The sequence below is a fragment of the Tenuifilum thalassicum genome (assembly GCF_013265555.1).
GTDB lineage: Bacteria > Bacteroidota > Bacteroidia > Bacteroidales > Tenuifilaceae > Tenuifilum > Tenuifilum thalassicum.
In genome coordinates this window covers 230,492-252,374 of the sequence record NZ_CP041345.1, presented here as the reverse complement: position 1 = coordinate 252,374, position 21,883 = coordinate 230,492, and the positions used below count along the sequence as shown (strand labels likewise).

Annotated in this window: 21 protein-coding genes; 2 read left to right on the top strand and 19 right to left on the bottom strand. The window is 40.5% G+C overall.

What is annotated here, in order from left to right; translation table 11 throughout:
* Window positions 1–433: 433 nt before the first annotated feature.
* The 18 genes from FHG85_RS01070 to asnS all read right to left on the bottom strand — a co-directional run bounded on the left by FHG85_RS01070 (window position 434) and on the right by asnS (window position 18,176).
* Entirely contained in the window at window positions 434–1,687 is a 1,254-nt protein-coding gene (locus FHG85_RS01070; protein ID WP_173072432.1) for an aminotransferase class V-fold PLP-dependent enzyme, read from the bottom strand.
* Between the two features lie 88 nt (window positions 1,688–1,775).
* Window positions 1,776–1,964 (bottom strand): four helix bundle protein, encoded by a 189-nt coding sequence (locus FHG85_RS01065; protein WP_173072431.1) that lies wholly within the window; start codon window positions 1,962–1,964, stop codon window positions 1,776–1,778.
* Window positions 1,965–2,014: 50 nt separating this feature from the next.
* A complete protein-coding gene (gene sufD, locus FHG85_RS01060; protein WP_173072430.1) occupies window positions 2,015–3,382 on the bottom strand; it encodes a Fe-S cluster assembly protein SufD in 1,368 nt (455 codons plus the stop codon).
* A 27-nt stretch (window positions 3,383–3,409) separates the two neighbouring features.
* Window positions 3,410–4,162 carry a Fe-S cluster assembly ATPase SufC gene (sufC, locus tag FHG85_RS01055; protein ID WP_173072429.1) on the bottom strand — a complete coding sequence of 251 codons (753 nt, stop codon included), beginning with the start codon at window positions 4,160–4,162 and terminating at the stop codon, window positions 3,410–3,412.
* A 125-nt stretch (window positions 4,163–4,287) separates the two neighbouring features.
* A complete protein-coding gene (locus FHG85_RS01050; protein WP_173072428.1) occupies window positions 4,288–4,662 on the bottom strand; it encodes a four helix bundle protein in 375 nt (124 codons plus the stop codon).
* Window positions 4,663–4,718: 56 nt separating this feature from the next.
* Complete coding sequence (gene sufB / locus FHG85_RS01045) at window positions 4,719–6,167, bottom strand: Fe-S cluster assembly protein SufB (protein WP_173072427.1); 1,449 nt, start codon at window positions 6,165–6,167, stop codon at window positions 4,719–4,721.
* Window positions 6,168–6,401: 234 nt separating this feature from the next.
* Window positions 6,402–6,650 carry a NifU family protein gene (locus FHG85_RS01040; RefSeq protein ID WP_173072426.1) on the bottom strand — a complete coding sequence of 83 codons (249 nt, stop codon included), beginning with the start codon at window positions 6,648–6,650 and terminating at the stop codon, window positions 6,402–6,404.
* Window positions 6,651–6,670: 20 nt separating this feature from the next.
* On the bottom strand, window positions 6,671–7,777 hold the full coding sequence (locus FHG85_RS01035) for an Mrp/NBP35 family ATP-binding protein (protein ID WP_173072425.1): 1,107 nt from the start codon (window positions 7,775–7,777) through the stop codon (window positions 6,671–6,673).
* 195 nt (window positions 7,778–7,972) lie between these two features.
* Complete coding sequence (gene dnaJ, locus FHG85_RS01030) at window positions 7,973–9,127, bottom strand: molecular chaperone DnaJ (protein WP_173072424.1); 1,155 nt, start codon at window positions 9,125–9,127, stop codon at window positions 7,973–7,975.
* 12 nt (window positions 9,128–9,139) lie between these two features.
* Window positions 9,140–9,733 carry a nucleotide exchange factor GrpE gene (grpE, locus tag FHG85_RS01025; protein WP_173072423.1) on the bottom strand — a complete coding sequence of 198 codons (594 nt, stop codon included), beginning with the start codon at window positions 9,731–9,733 and terminating at the stop codon, window positions 9,140–9,142.
* 114 nt (window positions 9,734–9,847) lie between these two features.
* Window positions 9,848–11,563: a single-stranded-DNA-specific exonuclease RecJ gene (recJ, locus tag FHG85_RS01020; protein ID WP_173072422.1), complete on the bottom strand. Its 1,716-nt coding sequence runs from the start codon at window positions 11,561–11,563 to the stop codon at window positions 9,848–9,850.
* A gap of 18 nt (window positions 11,564–11,581) precedes the next feature.
* Window positions 11,582–12,280 (bottom strand): lipoyl(octanoyl) transferase LipB, encoded by a 699-nt coding sequence (gene lipB, locus FHG85_RS01015; RefSeq protein WP_173072421.1) that lies wholly within the window; start codon window positions 12,278–12,280, stop codon window positions 11,582–11,584.
* A gap of 41 nt (window positions 12,281–12,321) precedes the next feature.
* Window positions 12,322–13,188, bottom strand: a complete 867-nt coding sequence (gene lipA, locus FHG85_RS01010; RefSeq protein WP_173072420.1) for a lipoyl synthase — start codon at window positions 13,186–13,188, stop codon at window positions 12,322–12,324.
* A 150-nt stretch (window positions 13,189–13,338) separates the two neighbouring features.
* On the bottom strand, window positions 13,339–13,980 hold the full coding sequence (locus FHG85_RS01005) for an AlbA family DNA-binding domain-containing protein (RefSeq protein WP_173072419.1): 642 nt from the start codon (window positions 13,978–13,980) through the stop codon (window positions 13,339–13,341).
* A gap of 34 nt (window positions 13,981–14,014) precedes the next feature.
* Window positions 14,015–14,581, bottom strand: coding sequence for a UbiX family flavin prenyltransferase (locus FHG85_RS01000; RefSeq protein ID WP_173072418.1), 567 nt, complete (start codon window positions 14,579–14,581; stop codon window positions 14,015–14,017).
* Between the two features lie 117 nt (window positions 14,582–14,698).
* Window positions 14,699–15,301: a hypothetical protein gene (locus tag FHG85_RS00995; RefSeq protein WP_173072417.1), complete on the bottom strand. Its 603-nt coding sequence runs from the start codon at window positions 15,299–15,301 to the stop codon at window positions 14,699–14,701.
* Between the two features lie 14 nt (window positions 15,302–15,315).
* Window positions 15,316–16,773, bottom strand: coding sequence for an RNA polymerase factor sigma-54 (gene rpoN / locus FHG85_RS00990; protein ID WP_173072416.1), 1,458 nt, complete (start codon window positions 16,771–16,773; stop codon window positions 15,316–15,318).
* 5 nt (window positions 16,774–16,778) lie between these two features.
* The gene (gene asnS, locus FHG85_RS00985; protein WP_173072415.1) at window positions 16,779–18,176 is read right to left on the bottom strand and encodes an asparagine--tRNA ligase; all 1,398 of its coding nucleotides are present in this window, start codon (window positions 18,174–18,176) and stop codon (window positions 16,779–16,781) included.
* Between the two features lie 104 nt (window positions 18,177–18,280).
* On the opposite strand from asnS, the gene FHG85_RS00980 reads away from it, so the two are divergent.
* Window positions 18,281–19,765, top strand: coding sequence for a hypothetical protein (locus FHG85_RS00980; protein WP_173072414.1), 1,485 nt, complete (start codon window positions 18,281–18,283; stop codon window positions 19,763–19,765).
* Between the two features lie 2 nt (window positions 19,766–19,767).
* On the opposite strand, the gene FHG85_RS00975 is transcribed toward FHG85_RS00980, so the two are convergent.
* Window positions 19,768–20,631, bottom strand: coding sequence for a universal stress protein (locus tag FHG85_RS00975; RefSeq protein ID WP_173072413.1), 864 nt, complete (start codon window positions 20,629–20,631; stop codon window positions 19,768–19,770).
* Window positions 20,632–20,790: 159 nt separating this feature from the next.
* On the opposite strand from FHG85_RS00975, the gene FHG85_RS00970 reads away from it, so the two are divergent.
* Entirely contained in the window at window positions 20,791–21,858 is a 1,068-nt protein-coding gene (locus tag FHG85_RS00970; RefSeq protein ID WP_173072412.1) for a patatin-like phospholipase family protein, read from the top strand.
* Window positions 21,859–21,883: the final 25 nt, after the last annotated feature.

Genomic DNA, 21,883 nt, shown 5'->3' with positions numbered 1-21,883 from the left:
CGTTAGGTGAATTTTGGGGTGAACCTTTTAGCAAGCCACAGAACATTTGCTTTAACATTACAATGTGCGTGCCATAAATCCTATTTACTTGTTTTTCTGCTACTTACAACACCTTCAAGTATGCTAATTGTCCGATTGTGGGAAAAAAAGTTTTGGGTTTGGTGTCCGAAAATGGAGAGGGAAGATAAGGAGAAAGGATTAGGGTTAAAGGATAAAGGATAAAAGTAAAAGATTGAATGACAGTGTCCGGCGAAGACGAATTCAAGAATTGTCACATGAACTTCCGATACATTCCGAATGTTTCTGAATCATTCCGTGTCATTCCTCTAACTTCATTTAACTTCCTCTAACTTCTTCACATTCTTCTGCAAAAAGGAGCTCCGCTTGGCAAGAGATGACACTCAAGGTTTTACTTAAAAACAGAACTTTTTGCTTATCCAAACATTTCCTTTACCTTGGCAAGCGCATCAACAAGGATGTCAATCTCTTCAAAGGTATTATAGAATGCAAATGAAGCGCGGACGGTTCCATCAATTCGGTAGTGGTCAATTACCGGTTGCGTGCAGTGGTTGCCGGTTCGTACGGCAATGCCCATTTTATCGAGAATCATTCCGGTGTCGTAGGGGTGAATATCTTTTAGAAGGAACGATACAATGGCAGCCTTTTTGGTTGCATTTCCATATATGGTTAGCCCATCAATTTCCTTTAAACGCTTTGTAGCGTATTTTAGCAGCTCGTCCTCGTAGGCAGTGGCCTTTTCACGGCCAAAATTCATGTAGTACTCCAGTGCGGAGGCTAAACCGGCAGCACCAATGTAGTTTGCCGTACCGGCCTCAAACTTGAATGGGAGCTCGTTATAGGTGGTTTTCTCAAAGGTTACGGTCGATATCATATCGCCGCCTCCCTGCCATGGTACCATACGTTCGAGCCACTCCTCCTTGCCATACAGCACGCCAATGCCTGTAGGACCGTAAATCTTGTGGCCTGAAAAGGCGTAAAAGTCGGCATCGATTTCCTGAACATCAACAATGCCATGTTTAACCCCCTGAGCGCCATCAACCAGAACAGGAATATTGTGGCTATGCGCTATGCGCACTATTTCAGCTATGGGATTAACCGTACCCAGGGTATTCGATACATGGGTAACTGTAATAATCCTGGTTTTAGGTGTGATAAGTTCCGGAAGTTTATCTAGCTCAAGTTCACCAGCATCGTTAAATGGAAGAACTTTTAGCTTGGCACCCTTACGCTCGCAAAGTAACTGCCAAGGAACAATATTGGAATGGTGCTCCATCTCGGTTACTATCACCTCATCATCCTGGTTTACAAACACCTCGCCAAAGGAATACGCTACCAGGTTTATGGATGCTGTGGTTCCAGAAGTAAAAATTATTTCGGACGTTTTTCGTGCATTAAGAAATTTACGAACCACCTCGCGAGCATTCTCATACTCCTGTGTAGATTCATCGCTTAGCCTATGAACCCCGCGATGTATGTTTGAGTTTATCTGATTATAGAACTTTTCTATGGTTTTTAGCACACAGGTTGGTTTCTGTGTTGTGGCACCATTATCGAGGTAAACAAGAGGCTTCCCATAAACCTCACGTGAAAGAATGGGGAAATCAGCCCGAAGTGTTTTAATGTTAATATTTGATGGTTGCTGGTTGTTTGCTGAATTAGTTTCCATTGAGCAATATTTTTATTTATCAAGGATTTCTAGTAATTTACTAAACCTCTTAAAATTCTTTTGCAAGTTTTATTTTTCTAAAATCAGATTAGATGAATTCCTTTGCAAGCACACGTACTATTCCCACTGCAATATTTGAGGGGATAGATATTGCAGCACGACGGATTTGAAGTATTAATCCGAGCAGCTCACTTGAAGGAATATTATCAGCGTAATTATAAACAAGATTTACCAAATCGTTGGTTTTCTTCCACACTTCAAGTTCTTGATAATCCATGCATTTAGCATTTTAACCATTAACCATCAACTGCAACAAACAGCTATTAATTAACAACAATGCATTGGACAGTTATGGCAACGCGACAGCTCACCGCGGAGGCGTTTATTCACCATATCGTCGATACGTTCCCTCAGTGTGTCAATAGATATCTGCTTAACCACCTCGTGAACAAAGCCAAACATGAGTAGTAGCTTTGCTTCGCGTTCGCCAATCCCACGTGCACGCATATAGAAAAGTGCTTCCATATCGAGCTGACCAACCGTAGCGCCATGTGAGCATTTTACATCATCGGCATAGATCTCTAGCTGTGGTTTAGTATTCATTCGTGCATCGGCGGTAAGCAACAGATTGTTATTCGATTGGTAGGCTTGTGTTTTCTGTGCATCGCGCCTAACCATAATCTTACCATTAAAGGCACCAGTAGCTTGATCGTCGAGGATTCCCTTATACAACTCATTGCTGGTACAGTTGGGAACGGCATGATCGATATAGGTATAGTTATCGGTATGCTGAGTTCTGTCAGTCAGGTATAGGCCATAGGTTTGCGCATCGGCACCTTCACCTGCCAGCTCAACAGACAGGTTATTGCGAATAAAACCTCCGTGAAGCGATAGCATATTAGTTTTTAGACGTGAATCGCGCTGCTGGAGAACATAGGTATGAGTTAGCTGCGCAGAGTCGTTGTGCTCGTTCTGCATCTTCACAAACTCAAGCTGGGCGTTATCACCCAGAAAGATTTCGGTTACCACATTAGAGAGGAAACGGTTAGGCGAAAGGGTATGGTCGCAAACCAGCACATTGGCCTGAGCACCCTCCTCAACCACAATTAAATTACGATACTGAACCAGCTGATTCTCATTTGACATCAACAGGTTTATAATCTGGATGGGTTTGCTCTCTGCAACATTGCGAGGAACATAAATGAAGATTCCATCCTGAGCAAAAGCCGTATTCAAAGCAACAAGACCATCGGAATCGTTCTCGGCTAAGGTGTTATATCGATTTTTAAAGTATTCGGGGTAACGTTTGGCTGCCTCTGCTATGCTACCAATAATTACACCAGAGGGTAAAGTGGTTATCTTTTCGGTCTTAGAAAGATAAAAGCCGTTAAGAACCAGGGCTAAGTGGGTATCTAGCTCAGGAATATCGCACCTAAAGATATCATCAACATTAAAGGTTATCTTTTTGGGAGCAAAGTATTTTTCGTAGTCGTAAGTGAAAAGATTATCAATCTTTGAATACTTATACTTTTCGTTCTTAGTGGTGGGAATACCCAACAATTTAAAATGCTGGATGGCCTCTTCGCGATGCTGATTTAGCAAATCGGCACTTCCCTCGGTAATCAAATCGAGGTTATTCAGGTAAAGGTCGACCAGCTCCTCGTGTATAGGTAAAGTTTTTGTTTTTTCGGACATCTTGTAAAAGTTTAAGGTAGTGAAATGCTAAATGTTCTCACCATTTTTAATCCAATCGTATCCCTTTTCTTCGAGCTCAAGGGCAAGCTCCTTACCAGAACTTTTAACTATTCTACCGTTGTAAAGGATATGCACATAATCGGGCACAATATAATCGAGAAGTCGTTGATAGTGAGTGATAACAACAACAGCATTGTCGGGACGTTTAAGCTTATTTACCCCGTTTGCCACCACGCGAAGGGCATCGATATCGAGACCCGAGTCGGTTTCGTCGAGAATGGCAAGTTTTGGTTCCAGCATGGCCATTTGAAAGATTTCGTTCTTTTTCTTTTCGCCACCGGAGAAGCCCTCATTAACCGAGCGGTTTGTTAGAGCTGAGTCAATCTCAACTAGCTCCTTACGTTCGCGCATTAGCTTAAGAAAATCGGAAGCCGAAAGCGGTTCCAAACCACGATGTTTACGATGCTCATTAACAGCAGCTTTCATAAAGTTGACCATGCTTACGCCTGGAATCTCAACTGGATACTGAAAGCTAAGGAAAATTCCTTCGCGCGAACGAACTTCTGGGGCCATCTCAAGCAGATCCTTGCCATTAAAGGTGATGCTACCATGAGTAACCTCAACCAGCTCGCGACCGGTTAGAACCGATGCTAAAGTACTTTTTCCTGAGCCGTTTGGTCCCATTATGGCATGAACCTCGCCAGCCTTTACCTCAAGGTTAATACCCTTGAGAATTTCCTTATCGTTTATCTTTGCGTGTAAATCTTTGATTGTTAGCATGACCTTATGATTATTTATTTAAAATTCGTTAGTTAATTGGTTCAGAATTAATCGGAATAATACGGAAGGATTCGGAACGAGTCGGAAGAAATTTGAAATAATAGAATTTATCATAACTATAAAGGTTAAATTGATTTCTTTATTGCGTTATAATATGCGTTAAGTAACTGACTTATGTCAATTAATTGCTTAATCAAAACTTGATAAACAGACTCCTCAATGTATCCTAAGTCTTTTGAAAGAATTATATAATAACGAGTCTCTTCCAAACTACCCTGAGATATATTATAAAATCTTAACTTATCAAGTTTACCATACTTTTTGTAACCTTCAGCAATATTTGCTGCTATGGAACGAGAAGAATTTCTAATTTGTTGTGTTAACCCATACAACTCATCCTTTGGAAATTTGTTTGTTAATCTATAAATATCTAAAACGAGAGCATGCGCTTTTTGCCATACTAACAAATCTTCAAAGGATTTTGAAACTCTACTCTCCATAACTATTTCTTCTGAATCATTCCGAATTATTCCGAATCATTCTTAACTTCATCTTCTTACCCCACACTTCCTTCTAGGCTGATTTGAAGTAGCTTTTGGGCTTCAACGGCGAATTCCATGGGGAGCTTGTTGAGCACCTCCTTGGCGTAACCGTTAATAATAAGCCCCACTGCGTCTTCGGTTGAGAGACCACGTTGGTTACAGTAGAAAATTTGATCTTCGCCAATTTTTGAGGTTGTAGCCTCATGCTCAACAATTGCAGTTGGGTTATCCACCTCAAGGTAAGGGAATGTGTGAGCTCCACATTTATCGCCAAGCAACAATGAATCGCATTGCGAGAAGTTGCGAGCATTCTCTGCCCCCTTCAAAACCTTAACCAATCCCCTGTAGCTATTGTTGCTAAATCCAGCAGAGATACCCTTTGATACAATACGACTTTTAGTGTTCTTACCGATATGTATCATCTTGGTTCCCGTATCAGCCTGTTGGTGGTTGTTGGTTACAGCAACCGAATAGAACTCACCGTAAGAGTTGTCACCTAAAAGAATACAACTTGGATACTTCCAGGTAATAGCGGAACCTGTTTCTACCTGAGTCCATGAAATCTTACTATTCTTACCCTTACAAATTCCTCGTTTTGTAACAAAGTTATAGATTCCACCTTTACCATCCTTATCGCCAGGGTACCAGTTTTGAACGGTAGAGTACTTAACCTCAGCATTCTCAAGGGCAACAATTTCAACTACAGCTGCATGCAGCTGGTTCTCGTCGCGCATTGGCGCGGTACATCCCTCAAGGTAGGAAACGTAGCTATCGTCGTCGGCAACAATAAGAGTGCGCTCAAACTGCCCTGTATTTGAAGCATTAATACGGAAATAAGTGCTTAGCTCCATGGGACAGCGCACCCCCTTGGGGATGTAGCAGAATGAGCCATCGCTAAACACTGCCGAGTTTAACGCTGCAAAGTAGTTATCGGTAACAGGGACAACCGATGCAAGATATTTTTTCACCAAATCGGGATGCTCCCTAATTGCTTCGCTCATGGAGCAAAAAATAATGCCCTGCTCGGCTAGGGTTTCACGGAAGGTAGTCTTAACCGATGTGCTGTCCATTACAGCGTCAACGGCTACACCCGAAAGCATTTTCTGTTCTTCAAGCGGAATTCCCAGCTTATCGAAGGTGGCTTTAATCTCGGGGTCTACCTCATCAAGACTATTCAATTTTGCCTTCTGTTTTGGTGCTGCATAGTAAATTATATCCTGGTAGTTTATCTCAGGAATCTGCAAGTGTGCCCATTGAGGCATTTCCATGGTTAGCCAGTGGCGATAGGCCTTAAGCCGGAATTCCAACATCCATTCAGGCTCACCTTTTTTCTTCGAAATCAGCCGTATAACATCTTCGTTGAGCCCTTTGGGAATGGTTTCGGTTTCAATATCGGTAACAAATCCAAATTTATACTCGGATCCTGTTACCTCTTCCAGAATTTTATCCTGTTCTTCTGCCATATCAAATTAGTTCTTTAACATCTTAGCAACAACCAACTGCTGTTATTGTTTAACATTTCACAGTTAAATTAGATTTAATCTAAATTAGATGCAAAGATATCTGCTTTAAGTCGAAAAATAAAAGTAAAGTAGATAAAATAATGTGCTGTTTTATATCAAGTTTTGTACTTCCTGCATTTGTAAAAAACAAAAGCCCCACGTTTGGAGCTTTTATTCAAGTTTACGATTAAGCAATTAAATGTTTAAGTTAACAGCAACCACTTCTTTTATTTCAGGAACATCACGAATGATAGCCTGCTCAACACCATTTTTAAGTGTCATAATGCTGTAAGGGCAGCTACCGCATGCTCCAAGAAGTTTCACTTTAACTACCAAATCGTCGGTTACCTCAACAAGAGAGATATCACCTCCATCGTTCTGAAGGAAAGGACGGATAACCTCAATCGACTTTTCTACTTTTTCAACAATTTGTTCTTTAGACATGATTTAACTGTTTGAGTTGATTACTTATGCTGAACATTAACAATTTTAGTTGGGGGTAACTCCCTATTCCGCCATTCAACGCGTTCAATTACATTTTTAGCTAGCTCGTCAAAAGCTTTTCCAACAATCGATGAATGGATGGCTACAGGCTCACCATAATCGCCTCCTTCACGGATACTTTGAACTATTGGAATTTGCCCGAGTAAAGGTAGTTTCATACGGTCGGCCAGCTTTTTACAACCCTCTTTGCCAAAAATATAGTACTTATTATCGGGTAATTCCTCGGGAGTAAACCAGGCCATGTTTTCTACCAGCCCTAAAACTGGTACGTTGATACTTTGACTGGTAAACATGCTAATACCCTTAACGGCATCGGCCAGTGCAACATCCTGAGGTGTGCTAACAATAATGGCACCTGTAACAGGTACTTCTTGAACCAATGTAAGGTGAATATCACTTGTTCCAGGAGGCATATCGATAAAGAGGTAATCGAGTTCGCCCCAGGCCCCTTGATGAATTAGCTGTTTTAGGGCGCTTGTTGCCATTGGGCCGCGCCATACAAGAGCACTATTAGGATCGACAAAGAAACCAATAGAAAGGAGCTTTACGCCGTAATTCTCAACAGGAACAATTAGCTCCAAACCATCCTCCTTAACAATTTCAGGTTGGGTATGTTCCAGGTTGAACATCTTGGGCATTGAGGGGCCATAAATATCGGCATCAATAAGTCCAACCTTAGCGCCAGTTTTTGCAACAGCAACAGCAAGGTTTGCAGCGATGGTTGATTTTCCAACCCCACCTTTACCGGAAGCAATTGCAACTATATTCTTAACCTTGCTGATAGAGGCTTTTTGTTTTAATGGTGATACACGGGGTTCAACATTGGCAACAACCATTATTTCTACTTCAACCTCCTCGCCAAATCTCTCCTTAATAGTTTTGGTGGCAGCCTTTTTAATTGACGAAGCAAACGGGTCGTTATTCTTAGTTAGTTTTAGGGTAAAGGATACTTTATGCTGATCAACCTCTAAACCGTGTACCATTCCCATGCTAACAATATCAGCACCTGTTTCGGGATGCTTAACACCCGAAAGTATATCCATTACAGCTTCTGATGATATATTCATAATTTGGAATTAGTTTAAATTAATGCACAAAAATAGTAATAAAAATGATACGTTGAATATTAAACAGTTAAAGAAGTAAAAGGTTGATGAAAATGACAGATGAGAAGGCATCAACATAGAAAATCTTTATTAAATCATGCAAACAAAAAGCCCAAGTTTTAAGGTTAAACTTGGGCTTAGATATCTCTTGAGCAACTATTCAAAAAAACCTCTCATCCTTTCAAAAAAGTTACTGGTTTCGTTTGGATTTGGCTTAAAGTTGGGCGATTTAGCCAATTTTTCAAATACCGCTTTCTCATCGCGGCTTAAATTCTTAGGAATATAAACATTAACCGCAACCAGCAAATCACCACGATTATAGCCATTCACCTCTGGCAATCCCTTTCCTCTTAAACGCAGAATTTTCCCGGGTTGGGTTCCTGGTTCAATTTTAATTTTTACTTTACCGTCAACAGTAGGAATTTCAACAGGAGCACCTAAGATAGCATCAGGGATGCTGATATTTAACTTATAAATTAGGTCGTTTCCGTCACGAATAAGTTGAGGATGCTTTTCCTCTTCAATCATAACTAGCAAATCGCCAGAAACTCCTCCACGGCGGGCAGCATTACCTTTTCCTTGAACATTAAGTTGCATCCCTTCGGCAACCCCTGCAGGTATTTTAACGGTAATAATCTCCTCGCCACGAACAACACCTTCGCCACCACAGGCAGAACACTTATTGGTAATGACTTTTCCCTCTCCATTACAGGTAGGGCAAGGCGATGTGCTCTGCATTTGCCCTAGAAGGGTGTTAGTAACCCGAGTTACATAACCTGAACCTCTACATGTTGAGCAGGTGCTATAAGAAGAACTATTCTCGGCTCCTGTACCACCACAAGTTTTACAAGTTACGTACTTGTTCACTTTAATTTTCTTCTCAACGCCATTAGCAATATCGCTAAGCGAGAGCTTAACTTTGACCCTAAGGTCGGAACCTCGGTTGGTACGGCGGGACGAACGCCCTCCGCCAAATCCACCAAACCCTCCAAAACTGCCAAAATGTCCACCAAAGATGTCGCCAAATTGTGAAAAAATGTCCTCAATTGTCCAATCATGGGAGAATCCGCCACCAGCGCTACTACCCATGCCAGCATGGCCGAATTGGTCGTAGCGGGCACGTTTATTATCGTCGCTAAGCACCTCGTAAGCCTCGGCAGCCTCCTTAAACTTTTCCTCTGCCTCCTTATCACCCGGATTTTTATCGGGATGATACTTCAAGGCCATCTTCCTGTAGGCCTTTTTTATCTCCTCCTTTGAGGCATTACGAGATACTCCAAGTATTTCGTAGTAATCTCTTTTAGTTGTCATACTCAACCTGTTTTATTCACCAACTACAACTTTTGAGAAGCGCATTACCTTGTCGTGGAGCATGTATCCCTTTTGAACTACGTCAACTATTTTACCTTTTTTGTCTTCCTCTTCAACAGGGATTTTGGTAATGGCTTCGTGTAAATCGGTGTCGAGTTCTTTACCTAAAGCATCAATTTCCTTTACACCTTTTGCTTTCAGAAAATCATTAAACTTATTGATTATCAAACCAATTCCCTCCTTAACAGAATCGATATCCTTGGCAGCATCAACTGCCTTAAGGGCTCTGTCAAGGTCATCAATTACAGGCAAAAGGTCTTTTAAAACCTCTTCGGCAGCATATTTTAGAATATCGGACTTTTCTTTAAGAGTACGTTTACGGTAATTATCAAATTCTGCAGTAAGACGTAAATATTTATCCTTCATCTCCTCATACTGAGATGTTATTTCAGCAACCTTGTCAACTTCCGGTTGTTCCTCTTCCTTATCTTCAGCTTTAGGCTCCTCCTGAATATCCTTTTCAGCCTCTTCAGAAATTACTTCCTGTTGTTTTTCAACCTTTTCGTTTTCTACTTTAGCCTCTTCCTTTTTTGTTTTCTTGCTCATATATAGTAAAAATTTTAGTTACACATCAATTCCTTTGGATGTTCTCAAATTCTATTCCAGTAAATTAAGTCGGCCAAAATGACACACTTAGGAATAGATAATGACAGAGAGCAACTACCTCTTAATCTTTATATCCTTAACTCTTAGCTGAAGGGTCGTTTTTCCACGAAATACATTCTCGTAAATGGTATAACAAACATCAAAAGGTTGCCCATAGTGAATAGGTTTGTAGTATTCTGCCATTTGAAAAGCAATGGCATCGTACTTTTGGTTATTCCCATCCTGCATTAGGGTTAGCTTTAGATGCTCTTTCTCGCTGCCAACAAGTCGACCTTCGCCTGTATCAACAACATCCTCGCTAACAAACACGGGTGCCATATTACCAGGTCCAAACGGTTGGAACTGTCGAAGTATGTTGTAAAACCGATCATTAATTTCATCCAGACTAATTTTAGCATCGATATCGATTTGAGGGGTAAGCATTTCGGGAGTAATGGTTTTGCTCACATACTCTTCGAATCGCTGTTTGAATTCTTCAACCCGATCCACCTTCATGGTTAGACCAGCAGCATACATATGTCCACCAAAGTTCTCAAGCAAATCGGAACATGCTTCAATGGCTTGATAGAGGTCGTACCCCTGAACAGATCGAGCCGAACCAGTTGCAAGATCGCCCGACTTTGTTAAAACAACAGTAGGCCGATAGTATGTTTCAATTAATCGAGAAGCAACAATACCTACAACTCCTTTATGCCAGTTAGGATTAAACAGAACCGTTGAATTGCTATGTTGTAAACGCTTATCGCTGGCAATCATTCTGAGGGCCTCATGTGTAATAGAACGGTCAACATGTTTGCGGTCGTTGTTACAGGAATCAATCAGTGCACCAACCTCGTAGGCAGAAACATCGTTGGTAGCACAAAGTAGATCGACAGCGGTATTACCCGATTCCATTCTACCAGCAGCATTAATTCTTGGCCCAATCCTGAAAACTATATCATCAATGCCTATATTTTGCTCTTCGAGACCGGCTATTCTGATTATGGTTTTTAAGCCTCTACTTGGATTATTATTAAGTTTCTCCAGACCATAATAGGCAAGCACTCTATTTTCATCGACTATTGGGACAATGTCGGAAGCAATGCTCACTGCAAGTAAATCAAGATAATGGTAGGATTCGTCTTCTGGAATACCTGTTTTTTTGCAATAACCTTGAATAAGTTTAAACCCAACCCCACATCCTGAAAGTTCCTTAAAGGGATACTTGCAATCGGGTCGTTTGGGATCGAGTACAGCAACTGCTTCGGGTATGGTATCACCAGGGAGATGATGGTCACAAATAATGAAATCGATATTTCGCTGCTTTGCGTATTTTACCTTTTCAATGGCTTTAATCCCACAATCGAGCGAAACTACAAGAGAATAGCCGTTCTCAAATGCAAAGTCAACTCCTTTCTGCGAAACGCCATATCCCTCATTATACCTATCGGGAATATAGAAACCAACTTTAGAGTAACGTTTTCGGAAAAAGGAGTACATAAGAGAAACAGCAGTAGTTCCATCCACATCGTAATCGCCATAGAATAGTATGCTTTCACCACGACGAACTGCTAGGTCGATACGCTCAACAGCAACATCCATATCCTTCATGAGAAAAGGGTCATAAAGATCCTTTAGGGAAGGACGGAAGAAACGTTTAGCCTCATCAAAGGTAGTTATCCCGCGTTGGACAAGCAATGAGGCAATAGTTTCGTTGACGTTTATCTCTTTGGCTAAAGATCTTACAATACTAGGATCGCCCGGATCCTTGAAAACCCATCGTTTTTCCATTTCATCATGTTTTAAAAGTTAAGCGATACTAATCGGCATTCGCTCGCATGTGAACTGGAACCGATGCATAAAATGGTTAAGAAGTTTCTCCTTAACCTCTTCAATATCTACCGGGCGGTTAAGCTCCACCTGCATGGAAGTAACCCCTTTATCGACAAAACCACAAGGGTTGATATAACGGAAATAATCGAGGTTGGTGTTAACGTTAAAAGCCAATCCATGCATGGTAACAAATCGGCTAGCTCTAACACCAATTGCGCATATTTTGCGCTCGCGCCCCTTTACGCCTGGATCGAGCCAAACACCTGTAGCGCCTTCAAGCCTATCGGCTTTGATGTCATACTCCTGTAAGCAATCAATAATCACCTGCTCCAACAGGTGGATGTACTGTTTTAGTGTTAAACCAAACGCTTCCAGGTTGAAAATAGGATAGGCAACAATTTGACCGGGGCCATGATAAGTAATATCGCCCCCACGGTTGATGTGGTAGAAGGATGCATTAATCTTTTTAAGCATCTCATCGGGGATTAACAGGTTGGCGTTTTGACCACTTTTTCCCAAAGTGTAAACATGAGGATGTTCGCAAAAAAGCAGGTAATGCAATTTGCCATCGCCTTTTAGCTTACTTTCGGTTACCTCATCAAATAATTTTTCCTGAAAATCCCATGCCTTTTTGTAATCAACCGTTCCAAGTTCATGAAACTTTACGTTTTGCATTATATGTTGTTTTTCTTATTTGCATAGCAAGCACATTTGGATTAAGAGCAACAGCCTTTAACCAAATGTTTAGCCTTATCGGCATGGTACGACGATCGTACCAATGGGCCGCATTCGGCAAACTCAAACCCTTTTTCAAGGGCAATCTGTTTAAGCTCATCAAACTCCCCAGGGGTAACATAGCGTTGAACGGGAAGGTTATTTGGACGGGGCTGCAGGTATTGGCCAATAGTAACCATTTTACATCCTACTGAAAGTAAATCGTCGAGGGTTTGAATAACCTCTTCGTGTGTTTCACCAAGACCAAGCATAATCCCCGATTTAACTCTAAAACCACGCTTAGCAATATATTCTAACACTTGCAAGCTACGCCCATAACTAGCCTTAGTTCTAACCTGCGGAGTCAAACGCTCAACGGTTTCCAGATTATGACCTACCACATCGGGTTGCGACTCCAGAAAAATGTCAATTAATTCAGATTTTCCGTCAAAGTCAGGGATAAGAACCTCAACCGATGTACCAGGATTTTCAGCTTTAACAACTTTAACAGTATCACGCCAATGTGCTGCGCCTCGATCAGGTAAATCATCGCGGTCAACGGATGTAATAACACAGTAACTTAACCCCATTAGCTTAACAGTACGGGCAACCTTAATGGGCTCATTGGGGTCAGGAGGGAGAGGTTTGCCTGTGGTTGTGGCACAAAACTTACAGGAACGTGTACAAATATCGCCTAAGATCATCAAGGTAGCCACACCATTACCCCAGCACTTGGCTATGTTCGGACACATCCCACTACTACATATGGTGTGCAAACCATGTTGTTTTACAACAGAGTTTACCTGTGCATATCCCTCGCCACCAGGTAGCTTAATCTTAAGCCATTCAGGTTTTCGTAAACGTCCCATTTAATAAAAATTTTTACAAAATAACTAAAAAAAATGCTCTTATACGATTATTTCTCAAGTTATTTTAAAGTAGATTATTTCTAACAAACACCTTATGAATAGAACAGTAAGATGAGTAAAAACCTAAAACATTGCATCAAACAACTAGGTTTATGTTTTGTTTTGGATATTTAACAGAAAAATATCCTGATCGTGTAAATTTTTATATTCGACTAATCCCATAACTGTCATATCAATGAGAATTCGCTCAGCCTCTGAAAGGGAAATAAATCCAATTCGGCTAAACTTATCGATTGTGATGCTACTGTTTTTTTTAAGGTATTCGATAAGCGTGTTCTCCACCTCACCCAGAAGCATGTTAATGGGCTTTTTGCTTTTTTGCGCTTTCCATATTTTAAGCTGAACATGCGAAGCAACAATATTTTGATCGTTTATGCGGATATAGGCTTTGTATTTTCCAGATTTATCGGGTGCCTTGTGTGGTTTTCGTTTTGAAGGTTTTACCTTAACCTCTAAAATAGTTTTTTCGTTAATATCCCATCTAACTACTTCGAAAGGAACCTCTGGTTTACAGTATAGTTGTGATGCCGCCTCAACCATGTAGTATTCCTCATCGCTATTTACCCCGGCAATGTTTCCATTATCTTTAACACCAATAAGAAGATTACCACCAGCAGTATTGGCAAAAGCAACAAGCGACCGAGCAATCTTGCGAGAATCGGTGATTGAATGCTTAAAATCAAGGGTCAGCCCTTCGCCCCGGGAAATAAGGTTTGCTATATATCGACTCACAACAAAAAAGTTGGGTTTATACTTTAATACAAAGTTAGCTACTTTTTTCCCCCCAGCGGTAGTGCTCAATTCTAAATCCTAGCATTTCGATAATTCTATCGACTACGGTATCTGTTAGCTCCTCAATGGTTTTTGGGTGGCTATAAAAAGAAGGGCTTGCAGGGATCACTACTGCTCCCGCCTGAGTCAAGGTAGTCATATTTTGAAGATGTATCAGGTTATAGGGTAACTCCCTAGGGACAAGTATCAGTTTTCGGCGTTCCTTTAGCATTACATCTGCAGCGCGGCAAATTAAATCGGTACTAGTACCAGCAGCAATTCTTCCTATTGTTCCCATGGTACAAGGTATAATAACCATAGCATCATACCCAGCCGAACCTGATGCCATGGGAGCAAACATATCGGCATTATCATACTCCCTAACAGGTGGGTTAAAAGCAGGTTCCTGCTTTAGCTCATACTCCCATACCTTTTTGCCATTCTCGGTAAAAACAAGAGCTACCTCTGCTATACTTGAGGAAAGTTTAGCTAATTTATTTATTATCCTTTCAGCATAAATTACTCCACTTGCACCCGTAACTGCAACAATTATTTTTTGCATGATTACATTCTTAATGGTTACGATTATTAAACAAATTTAGAACGAAATTATCAACCTAAAGTTCAACTTATCATGAAATAGATTGAATGCAAATGAGATGGGAATATAAGAAAACGATTAAATAAAGTTTAGAAATACTACTGTAAAGCCAAGCAAAAAGCCAGCATAAACCTGTGTTGGTTTATGATCGCCTTTTAACAGACGAGCAGAAGCAAGAAATCCGCTTAAAATAACCGCCAAAATAAAAAGGCTTGTTGCATAAGAATTTCCACCTAAAGCAGATGCCAAGATAAAACCTACAATTCCTCCAATCCCCATCATATGTAGGCTTATTTTCCAGAAATAAGAAATAACAGCAGATAAAAACAAAACATAGATGCCTGCCTGTAAAATTTTAATTAGGATAAACGGTGCACCTATACGAACAAATAGGAAGATTGTAAAGAAATAAGGGATAATAGATAGAACAATGGGTAAAACGCGTTCCCTATTATCGTGCAATAAATAATCTTTTATCAGCTTAAGACGACGCAAAACAACCATTAATAGCAAAGGCAAAGCAATTGTATTAATAGCCACAAAGGCGATTATTGTAAATTTATAAGTAGGAGGAAGGAACGCCACAAAAGAATCGGAATTTAATATCAGAAAGTATAAATAAGTGGTAGCGAAAATAGGATGCAAAAAAATAGAAAGGAGATGCGAAATCTTTTTTAGCATTTTGGGCAAAGGTTTTAGTTTAGTTCTTTTCTAAGCCGTGCAACAGGTATACCTAGCTGTTCCCGATACTTAGCAACAGTACGTCGTGCAATTGGATAACCTTTGCTTTTTAGTATTTCCATTAGCTGTTCATCGGTAAGCGGCTTTTTCTTATCCTCGTTCTCTACGCACTCGGCAAGTATTTGCTTAATTTCTCTAGTAGAAACCTGCTCGCCCGAATCGGTTTGCATGCCCTCGCTAAAGAAATGTTTAAGAGGAAATATTCCAAAGTGGGTTTGAATGTACTTACTGTTTGCCACACGCGAAATGGTTGATATATCAAGTCCAGTTCTTTCAGCAATATCCTTTAGAATCATAGGTTTTAACTTGCTCTCATCGCCATCGCGGAAGTACTCCTTTTGGTAATCGAGAATGGCCTCCATGGTTGTAAGCAAGGTATTTTGCCTTTGCTTAAGAGCATCGATAAACCATTTTGCAGAATCGATTTTTTGTTTTACAAAAGCAATGGCCTCTCGCTCTTGGGTTGTGCTAAACTCCTTGTTATAGGAGTAGTTTTCAATCATATCGGAGTACTCCTTGCTTATGCGGAGTTCGGGTACGTTTTTTGAGTTTAAGCTGAGACGAAATTCGCCATCCTCGTATTCCAAAATAAAGTCGGGAATGATATGTTGAGCCGATTGGTCATAAGGGTCGGTAAAACTGCCTCCTGGCTTTGGGTTAAGCTTTAGTATTTCGTCTATGGCCTCCTTTAGCTCATCATCCGAAAGGTTAAGTCGCGATGAGATTTTGTCGTAGTGCTTTTTGATGAACTCGTCGAAATGGTATTTTAGAATTTTATACGCATTTTGAGTTGCTTTATTCTGATTTTCCTTAGCTTTGATTTGGATAAGAAGGCATTCCTGAAGGTCACGTGCGCCAACGCCAGGTGGGTCAAACTCTTGAATAACCCAAAGGATACGTTCCAGCTCATCCTCATTGGTTTCAATTCCTAACGAGAATGCAATATCATCGGCAATGGCCGATAGCTTACGGCGGATATACCCATCACCATCAATGTTACCAATTAAGTAAAGTCCAAGCTGCTTTTCGTGCTCAGAAAGGTCGGCCATGCCAAGCTGGTTCTCCAGATAGTCGTGAAAAGAAACTCCAGTAGAGAAAGGTATCTCCTCGCGCTTATCGTCGTATGATGAGTTGTTTGAGTAAAGCTTATACGTAGGAACATCATCGTCGTTCATGTAATCCTCAAGCGAAAACTCATCGTCGTTTCCCTCCTTGTTATCGTCGGGGAGCACCATCTCTGGTTCAGCGGCTGGCTCATCCGTTTCTACCTCTTCTAGAATTGGATTTTCCTCTAGCTCCTTTTTTATGCGTTGCTCAAGCAGCATGGTTGGAATCTCCAACAGCTTAATCATCTGAATTTGCTGTGGCGAAAGCTTCTGAAGTAGCTTTTGTTGTAACCTCTGCTTGAGCATATCAACTAAAATTCACAGTTATTTGGTGTACGTGGGAATGGGATTACATCGCGTATGTTGCTCATACCGGTAACAAATAGCAGTAACCTCTCAAAGCCAAGTCCAAAACCGCTATGAGGGGCTGAACCAAACTTACGAGTTTCCAAATACCACCAAACATCCTTTTCTGGAATGTTAAGCTCGTGGATTCGTTTAATTAGTTTCTGATACTCCTCCTCACGTTGTGAACCACCAATAATCTCACCAATTTTAGGGAAGAGCACATCCATTGCACGAACCGTTTTCCCGTCATCGTTTTGCTTCATGTAAAAAGCTTTTATCTCCTTAGGATAATCGGTAAGTATAACGGGTTTTTTGAAGTGTTTTTCAACAAGGTAACGTTCGTGCTCCGATTGCAGGTCGGCACCCCAAAAAACTGGAAACTCCCATTTTTGGTTTGCAGATTCAAGTATTTCAATAGCTTTAGTATATGTCAACCTTTCGAATGGATTTTCAAGAACAAACTTTAGCCTTTCTATTAGCTCCTTATCCCACATCTTATTAAGGAACTCTAAGTCATCCTTGCAGTTATCAAGAGCATACCTGATAAGGTACTTAAGAAAATCTTCGGCCAAGTCCATGTTATCCTGAATGTCGTAGAATGCCATTTCGGGCTCAATCATCCAGAACTCAGCAAGGTGGCGTGGTGTATTAGAGTTTTCGGCACGGAAAGTAGGACCAAAGGTGTAAACTTCGGAAAGGGCTAGCGCACCAAGTTCCGCCTCGAGCTGCCCAGAAACAGTAAGTTTAGCCTCCTTGCCAAAGAAATCTTCGCTCCAATCAATTTTACCATCTTCGGTACGAGGTGGGTTATTCATATCGAGCGTAGTAACGCGAAACATGGCCCCAGCACCTTCGGCATCGGAACCTGTTATTATTGGGGAATGAATATAGAAAAACCCTTTATCGTTAAAATATTTGTGAATGGCGTAAGCCATAGCGTGCCTAATACGAAGCACGGCTCCAAAAGTATTCGTCCGAGGGCGCAGGTGTGCAATCTCCCTAAGGAATTCAAGGCTGTGGCCCTTTTTCTGTAAAGGGTATGTTGATGGGTCGGCTTCACCTAATAACTCTACACTATCAGCCTGTATCTCAACACGCTGTCCACTACCTGGCGATTCTACAAGTTTACCTCTAACCGCAATGCAAGCACCGGTAGTTACCCCTTTTAGCTGGTCTTCGGTAAAACGTGTCATGTCGAAAACCACCTGTATATTATGAATGGTTGAACCATCGTTCAACGCAACAAAAACTACGTTTTTATTACCTCGCTTTGTGCGCACCCAACCCATGGCAGCTACATCGGTTCCTACAACTCCGCTATCGAGTAGTAATTTCACCTTGGTTCTTTCACTGTTTCTCATAAGGCTATGATATCTTTCTGAAAAAAAATACTTTTACAAACAAATCGACACACAAAAATAGTAACTTTTATCGGATTAACTGTAAAGTAACAACTAACGAATTAATGATTGGTAAGATTTTTGATAGACACGGCGCTTTTTTGATATTTTTCTCAACATTGATTATCTACCTATTGGGAATTTCAAATTATAGCACAATTGATGGTTGGGGATATGCAGCCGATATTGTAAACGGCACAATGCTTTTCAGACCTCACCACCTGCTTTATAGTGCAACTGGTTTTGTCTGGGTAAGAATCATAACTTACCTCTTCCCAAATGCCGAAGCAATTTTTCTCCTTAAAACTTTAAATGCCTTAGTTGCCTCTGCAACAATTCTAGTTTTATTCAAACTACTAGTAAAATTAAATATCGATAAAAGAGATGCTGTCATAATGTCGTTATTTGCATCTGTATGTTGGGGGTTTTTGAGATTTGCCATCGAGAACGAAACCTATGTAGTTCCAACCTTCCTATCGCTTTTGGCAAGCTACTTCTATTTACAAGCCAGGGTAGACAAGCGCAGTATCCTTTATATCCTTTCAGGATTTTTTGCATCTCTAGCCTGCCTTTACCATCAGATTATGTTTTTTTGGTGGTTAGCGCTTGCCATCCCGCTACTTTCTAGAACCAATTGGAAAAAATTTATGGTATTCACATTGCCAGCGTTAATAGTTCCAGCAACATACATTCTAATAGCTGCAATTGAAGGTGTTAACCTATCTGCAAAAAGCCTAATTCAGTTTGTTTTAAGCGATTACTATAATGGTAATGCAACAATAGAATTTAGCTATAAGATTATAGCTATTGGTCTGATTAATACAGCAAGAACCTTTATCCAGCTACATGGTTACATTGGGAATCTGCTTACCTCAACATGGTATTGGTGGATACCCTTTGCCACAACCTTATTGTTTGTATTATTGTCGGTTAAAAGCTTAGCCACTAAAAAGATAACACTAAAGCTAAACGATGACTTTCTAAGAACTCATTTTATTGCTCTACTCCTACAAATCGCATTTGCCTTTCTTGCTGGGGGTAACGCAGAGTTTATGGCCATGGTGCCCATTCTTTTTGTAATTGTTACATCTAAGCATAAGCAGATAAGAAGTTTCTTCCTCTACTCAACTGTAGCCCTTGCAATATGGAATATCTCCTTTGGCGTTTTGCCTTATAAGATTTACAATAGGGATAGTTCCGATTTAGTAATAAATTCAATAGAAAAGTCAGGTAATGAAAAGGTTGCCTATCTCATTAACAATGCTCCTAAAGTAGCTAATCGCATTGAGTACTATAACTTAAAGGCACCAATAATTATTAGATACAACGAGGTATCCTCTCAAGAGCTATTATCGTCAATCGATAGCTTGCATAGCCAGGGATACACGGTTTACACAAACTGCATAAACCAACCCAACTTAATTTCACGAGCAAGCCTTGTAAGCACTACTAGCAAAAAAGTTGATTTCTCACGCTTTAATTTATATTGCATCGATTCAGCCCAAACACCAAGTGGATGGGTTTACCTAAATGAAATAGAGAAACGTTAAAACTAGTAATCGCTTCCGAAAGTTTTAAAGCTACCCATAATGAATACCTCTTTAGGCGTAACGCTCAAAACGGGGATTGGGCTTCGGCTTAACATCTTCTGTGCATGGCTACCCAAAACAAAATCGCTTATAGCAAAGTTTTGCTCAGTCATAATGCTAACCAAATCGGCGTTTACATCTAGTGAGTATTCTATGGTTATATCAGTAATGTTATCGCCTCTAAGACTTGCTTTCTGGAATCGAACATCATGCTCCTTAAGGTAAGTACACACCTGTTTTGTGAAGGCATTCAACTTAAGGTCAACCTCTTCGCTATGGGTGGTTGCCACAGCAATAACATGCACCTCTGCATCAAATGCTTTGGCAATTTCAGTTGTTATGGGCACTTTTTGGCGAGTATCGGCAGAAACATCTATAGGCAAAATTATCTTTTTGATATCCCTTGGCATAGAGCCATGACGAATTGTGATAACCGGACATTGTGTAGCTGAGATAATTCGGAAAGCATTGCTGCCAATAAAAAACTCTTCAAAACCCGATGCACCATGCGTAGAGCAAATAATTGCCGACTCTTCAAAAGCATGTGCCTGATTAACAACCTCCTGATATATCTTACCTTTTTTTACTATATATGTTAGGTTTGCGCTATTTTCCATTTTTGTAGAATACTCCTCAACCAGTTTCTGTAGTTTCCCTTCAATAATTTTTTCTTCTTCCTCAAACTGTCCTGGGGTTAAGCTTGTTGGGAATTTTTGAACGTGTACCATTTGTACAACACTATCAAAACGGTTTGCAAAAAGTATGGCAAGGCGCAACCCATTTAACGATTCCTTTGAAAAGTCAATTGGTACAATTATATGCTTCATGGCTTTTGGGAGTTGGTTTAAGCAAATCTAACTATTTTTTGATAAAAATTTAATCTTTTAGCTGAAATTGAGCACATTTCTTTTTAGTCAATTTAACCTACGTAAACATTGCTTCACATATCTATTTACTACCTTGGCAACAGATAAAAACAATAGCTTATGAAGCAAAAAAGGCGATTGTCGTTCTGGATGGTTTTTGCAACCGCTGCCCTTACTGCTTTTACATTCGCAAGTAAATCGGATAGAAAATATCCAGTGTATGACACAAAACCAGAGGGAACCGCATTGGTAATTACCGGAGCTGCTGCAAAAATTGCACAGGAAGCGGCATTGCTTGAAAGCTTATATAAGCGAGGGGAGTTAAACGATGTGGTATTCATATCGGGTGCTAGTTCTGGGGCTCTTAATGCCGTAATGCTTAATGCTATTCTTGAAAAAAAGTTAACCTGGAAAGAGTATCGCGAGATTTTTGCCAATATCAACAACGATAGGGTTTTTAAAATCAATGGGAAAGGATTACCAGCAAGCAATGAACCCTTACGAGAGCTCCTTACCGAAGTAGTAGAAAAGAGATTAGGTTATAAAACGCTTGCCGATTTGCCCTACCCAACAGCAATTTCAGTTGTTAGCCTACGTCCCTCGCCTTTCAGCGAAGGTACCTACCGATTTTGCAACCGAAAAATTAATGCAGAAAGCGACTCAAGCCTTAACCTAGTTGATGTGCTCATGGCATCAACTGCCTATCCGTTGGTATTCCCCCCAACCAGAATCGACGGTCTTAAAACCATACCCAATATACCTTACTACGATGGCGGCATAGGCGACGACCGTGTTCCGTTTCAGGCTCTCCTAGATTTTGAGAAATATCGAGGTAAACCTGTAAAAAGGGTAATTATAATTTCGCGTAAGCGCGATGATGACATGACCCTTGCCGATGAGCTAAGACCATTCGGTTTTGAAATTAGCCCTAAGCTGAAAGGAAACTTTTCACCCGACATGCTAACCTCATTCGGATTTTGGCGAAGGCTTGAATATCTGAAAAAGCGTTACCCCGAAACAGCTTTAAAGACATGGGTATTTGTTCCCGATTACGATTATAGCTTCCCAATGTTCGATTTTAATAACCTCAGCTACCAGTATGAGCTAACCTACCAATGGGCACAATCTCACTCGCCTATTAAACTTGATGAATTTCTAAAGAAAAAACCACGACTACTAAAACGCTAAAATTTGTTATTTTTGCAAAAAATTG

Coding starts and splice junctions, on each gene's coding strand:
- FHG85_RS01070 (WP_173072432.1), bottom strand. CDS start 1,687: ATGGAAACTAATTCAGCAAACAACCAGCAACCATCAAATATTAACATT.
- FHG85_RS01065 (WP_173072431.1), bottom strand. CDS start 1,964: ATGGATTATCAAGAACTTGAAGTGTGGAAGAAAACCAACGATTTGGTA.
- sufD (WP_173072430.1), bottom strand. CDS start 3,382: ATGTCCGAAAAAACAAAAACTTTACCTATACACGAGGAGCTGGTCGAC.
- sufC (WP_173072429.1), bottom strand. CDS start 4,162: ATGCTAACAATCAAAGATTTACACGCAAAGATAAACGATAAGGAAATT.
- FHG85_RS01050 (WP_173072428.1), bottom strand. CDS start 4,662: ATGGAGAGTAGAGTTTCAAAATCCTTTGAAGATTTGTTAGTATGGCAA.
- sufB (WP_173072427.1), bottom strand. CDS start 6,167: ATGGCAGAAGAACAGGATAAAATTCTGGAAGAGGTAACAGGATCCGAG.
- FHG85_RS01040 (WP_173072426.1), bottom strand. CDS start 6,650: ATGTCTAAAGAACAAATTGTTGAAAAAGTAGAAAAGTCGATTGAGGTT.
- FHG85_RS01035 (WP_173072425.1), bottom strand. CDS start 7,777: ATGAATATATCATCAGAAGCTGTAATGGATATACTTTCGGGTGTTAAG.
- dnaJ (WP_173072424.1), bottom strand. CDS start 9,127: ATGACAACTAAAAGAGATTACTACGAAATACTTGGAGTATCTCGTAAT.
- grpE (WP_173072423.1), bottom strand. CDS start 9,733: ATGAGCAAGAAAACAAAAAAGGAAGAGGCTAAAGTAGAAAACGAAAAG.
- recJ (WP_173072422.1), bottom strand. CDS start 11,563: ATGGAAAAACGATGGGTTTTCAAGGATCCGGGCGATCCTAGTATTGTA.
- lipB (WP_173072421.1), bottom strand. CDS start 12,280: ATGCAAAACGTAAAGTTTCATGAACTTGGAACGGTTGATTACAAAAAG.
- lipA (WP_173072420.1), bottom strand. CDS start 13,188: ATGGGACGTTTACGAAAACCTGAATGGCTTAAGATTAAGCTACCTGGT.
- FHG85_RS01000 (WP_173072418.1), bottom strand. CDS start 14,581: ATGCAAAAAATAATTGTTGCAGTTACGGGTGCAAGTGGAGTAATTTAT.
- FHG85_RS00995 (WP_173072417.1), bottom strand. CDS start 15,301: ATGCTAAAAAAGATTTCGCATCTCCTTTCTATTTTTTTGCATCCTATT.
- rpoN (WP_173072416.1), bottom strand. CDS start 16,773: ATGCTCAAGCAGAGGTTACAACAAAAGCTACTTCAGAAGCTTTCGCCA.
- asnS (WP_173072415.1), bottom strand. CDS start 18,176: ATGAGAAACAGTGAAAGAACCAAGGTGAAATTACTACTCGATAGCGGA.
- FHG85_RS00980 (WP_173072414.1), top strand. CDS start 18,281: ATGATTGGTAAGATTTTTGATAGACACGGCGCTTTTTTGATATTTTTC.
- FHG85_RS00975 (WP_173072413.1), bottom strand. CDS start 20,631: ATGAAGCATATAATTGTACCAATTGACTTTTCAAAGGAATCGTTAAAT.
- FHG85_RS00970 (WP_173072412.1), top strand. CDS start 20,791: ATGAAGCAAAAAAGGCGATTGTCGTTCTGGATGGTTTTTGCAACCGCT.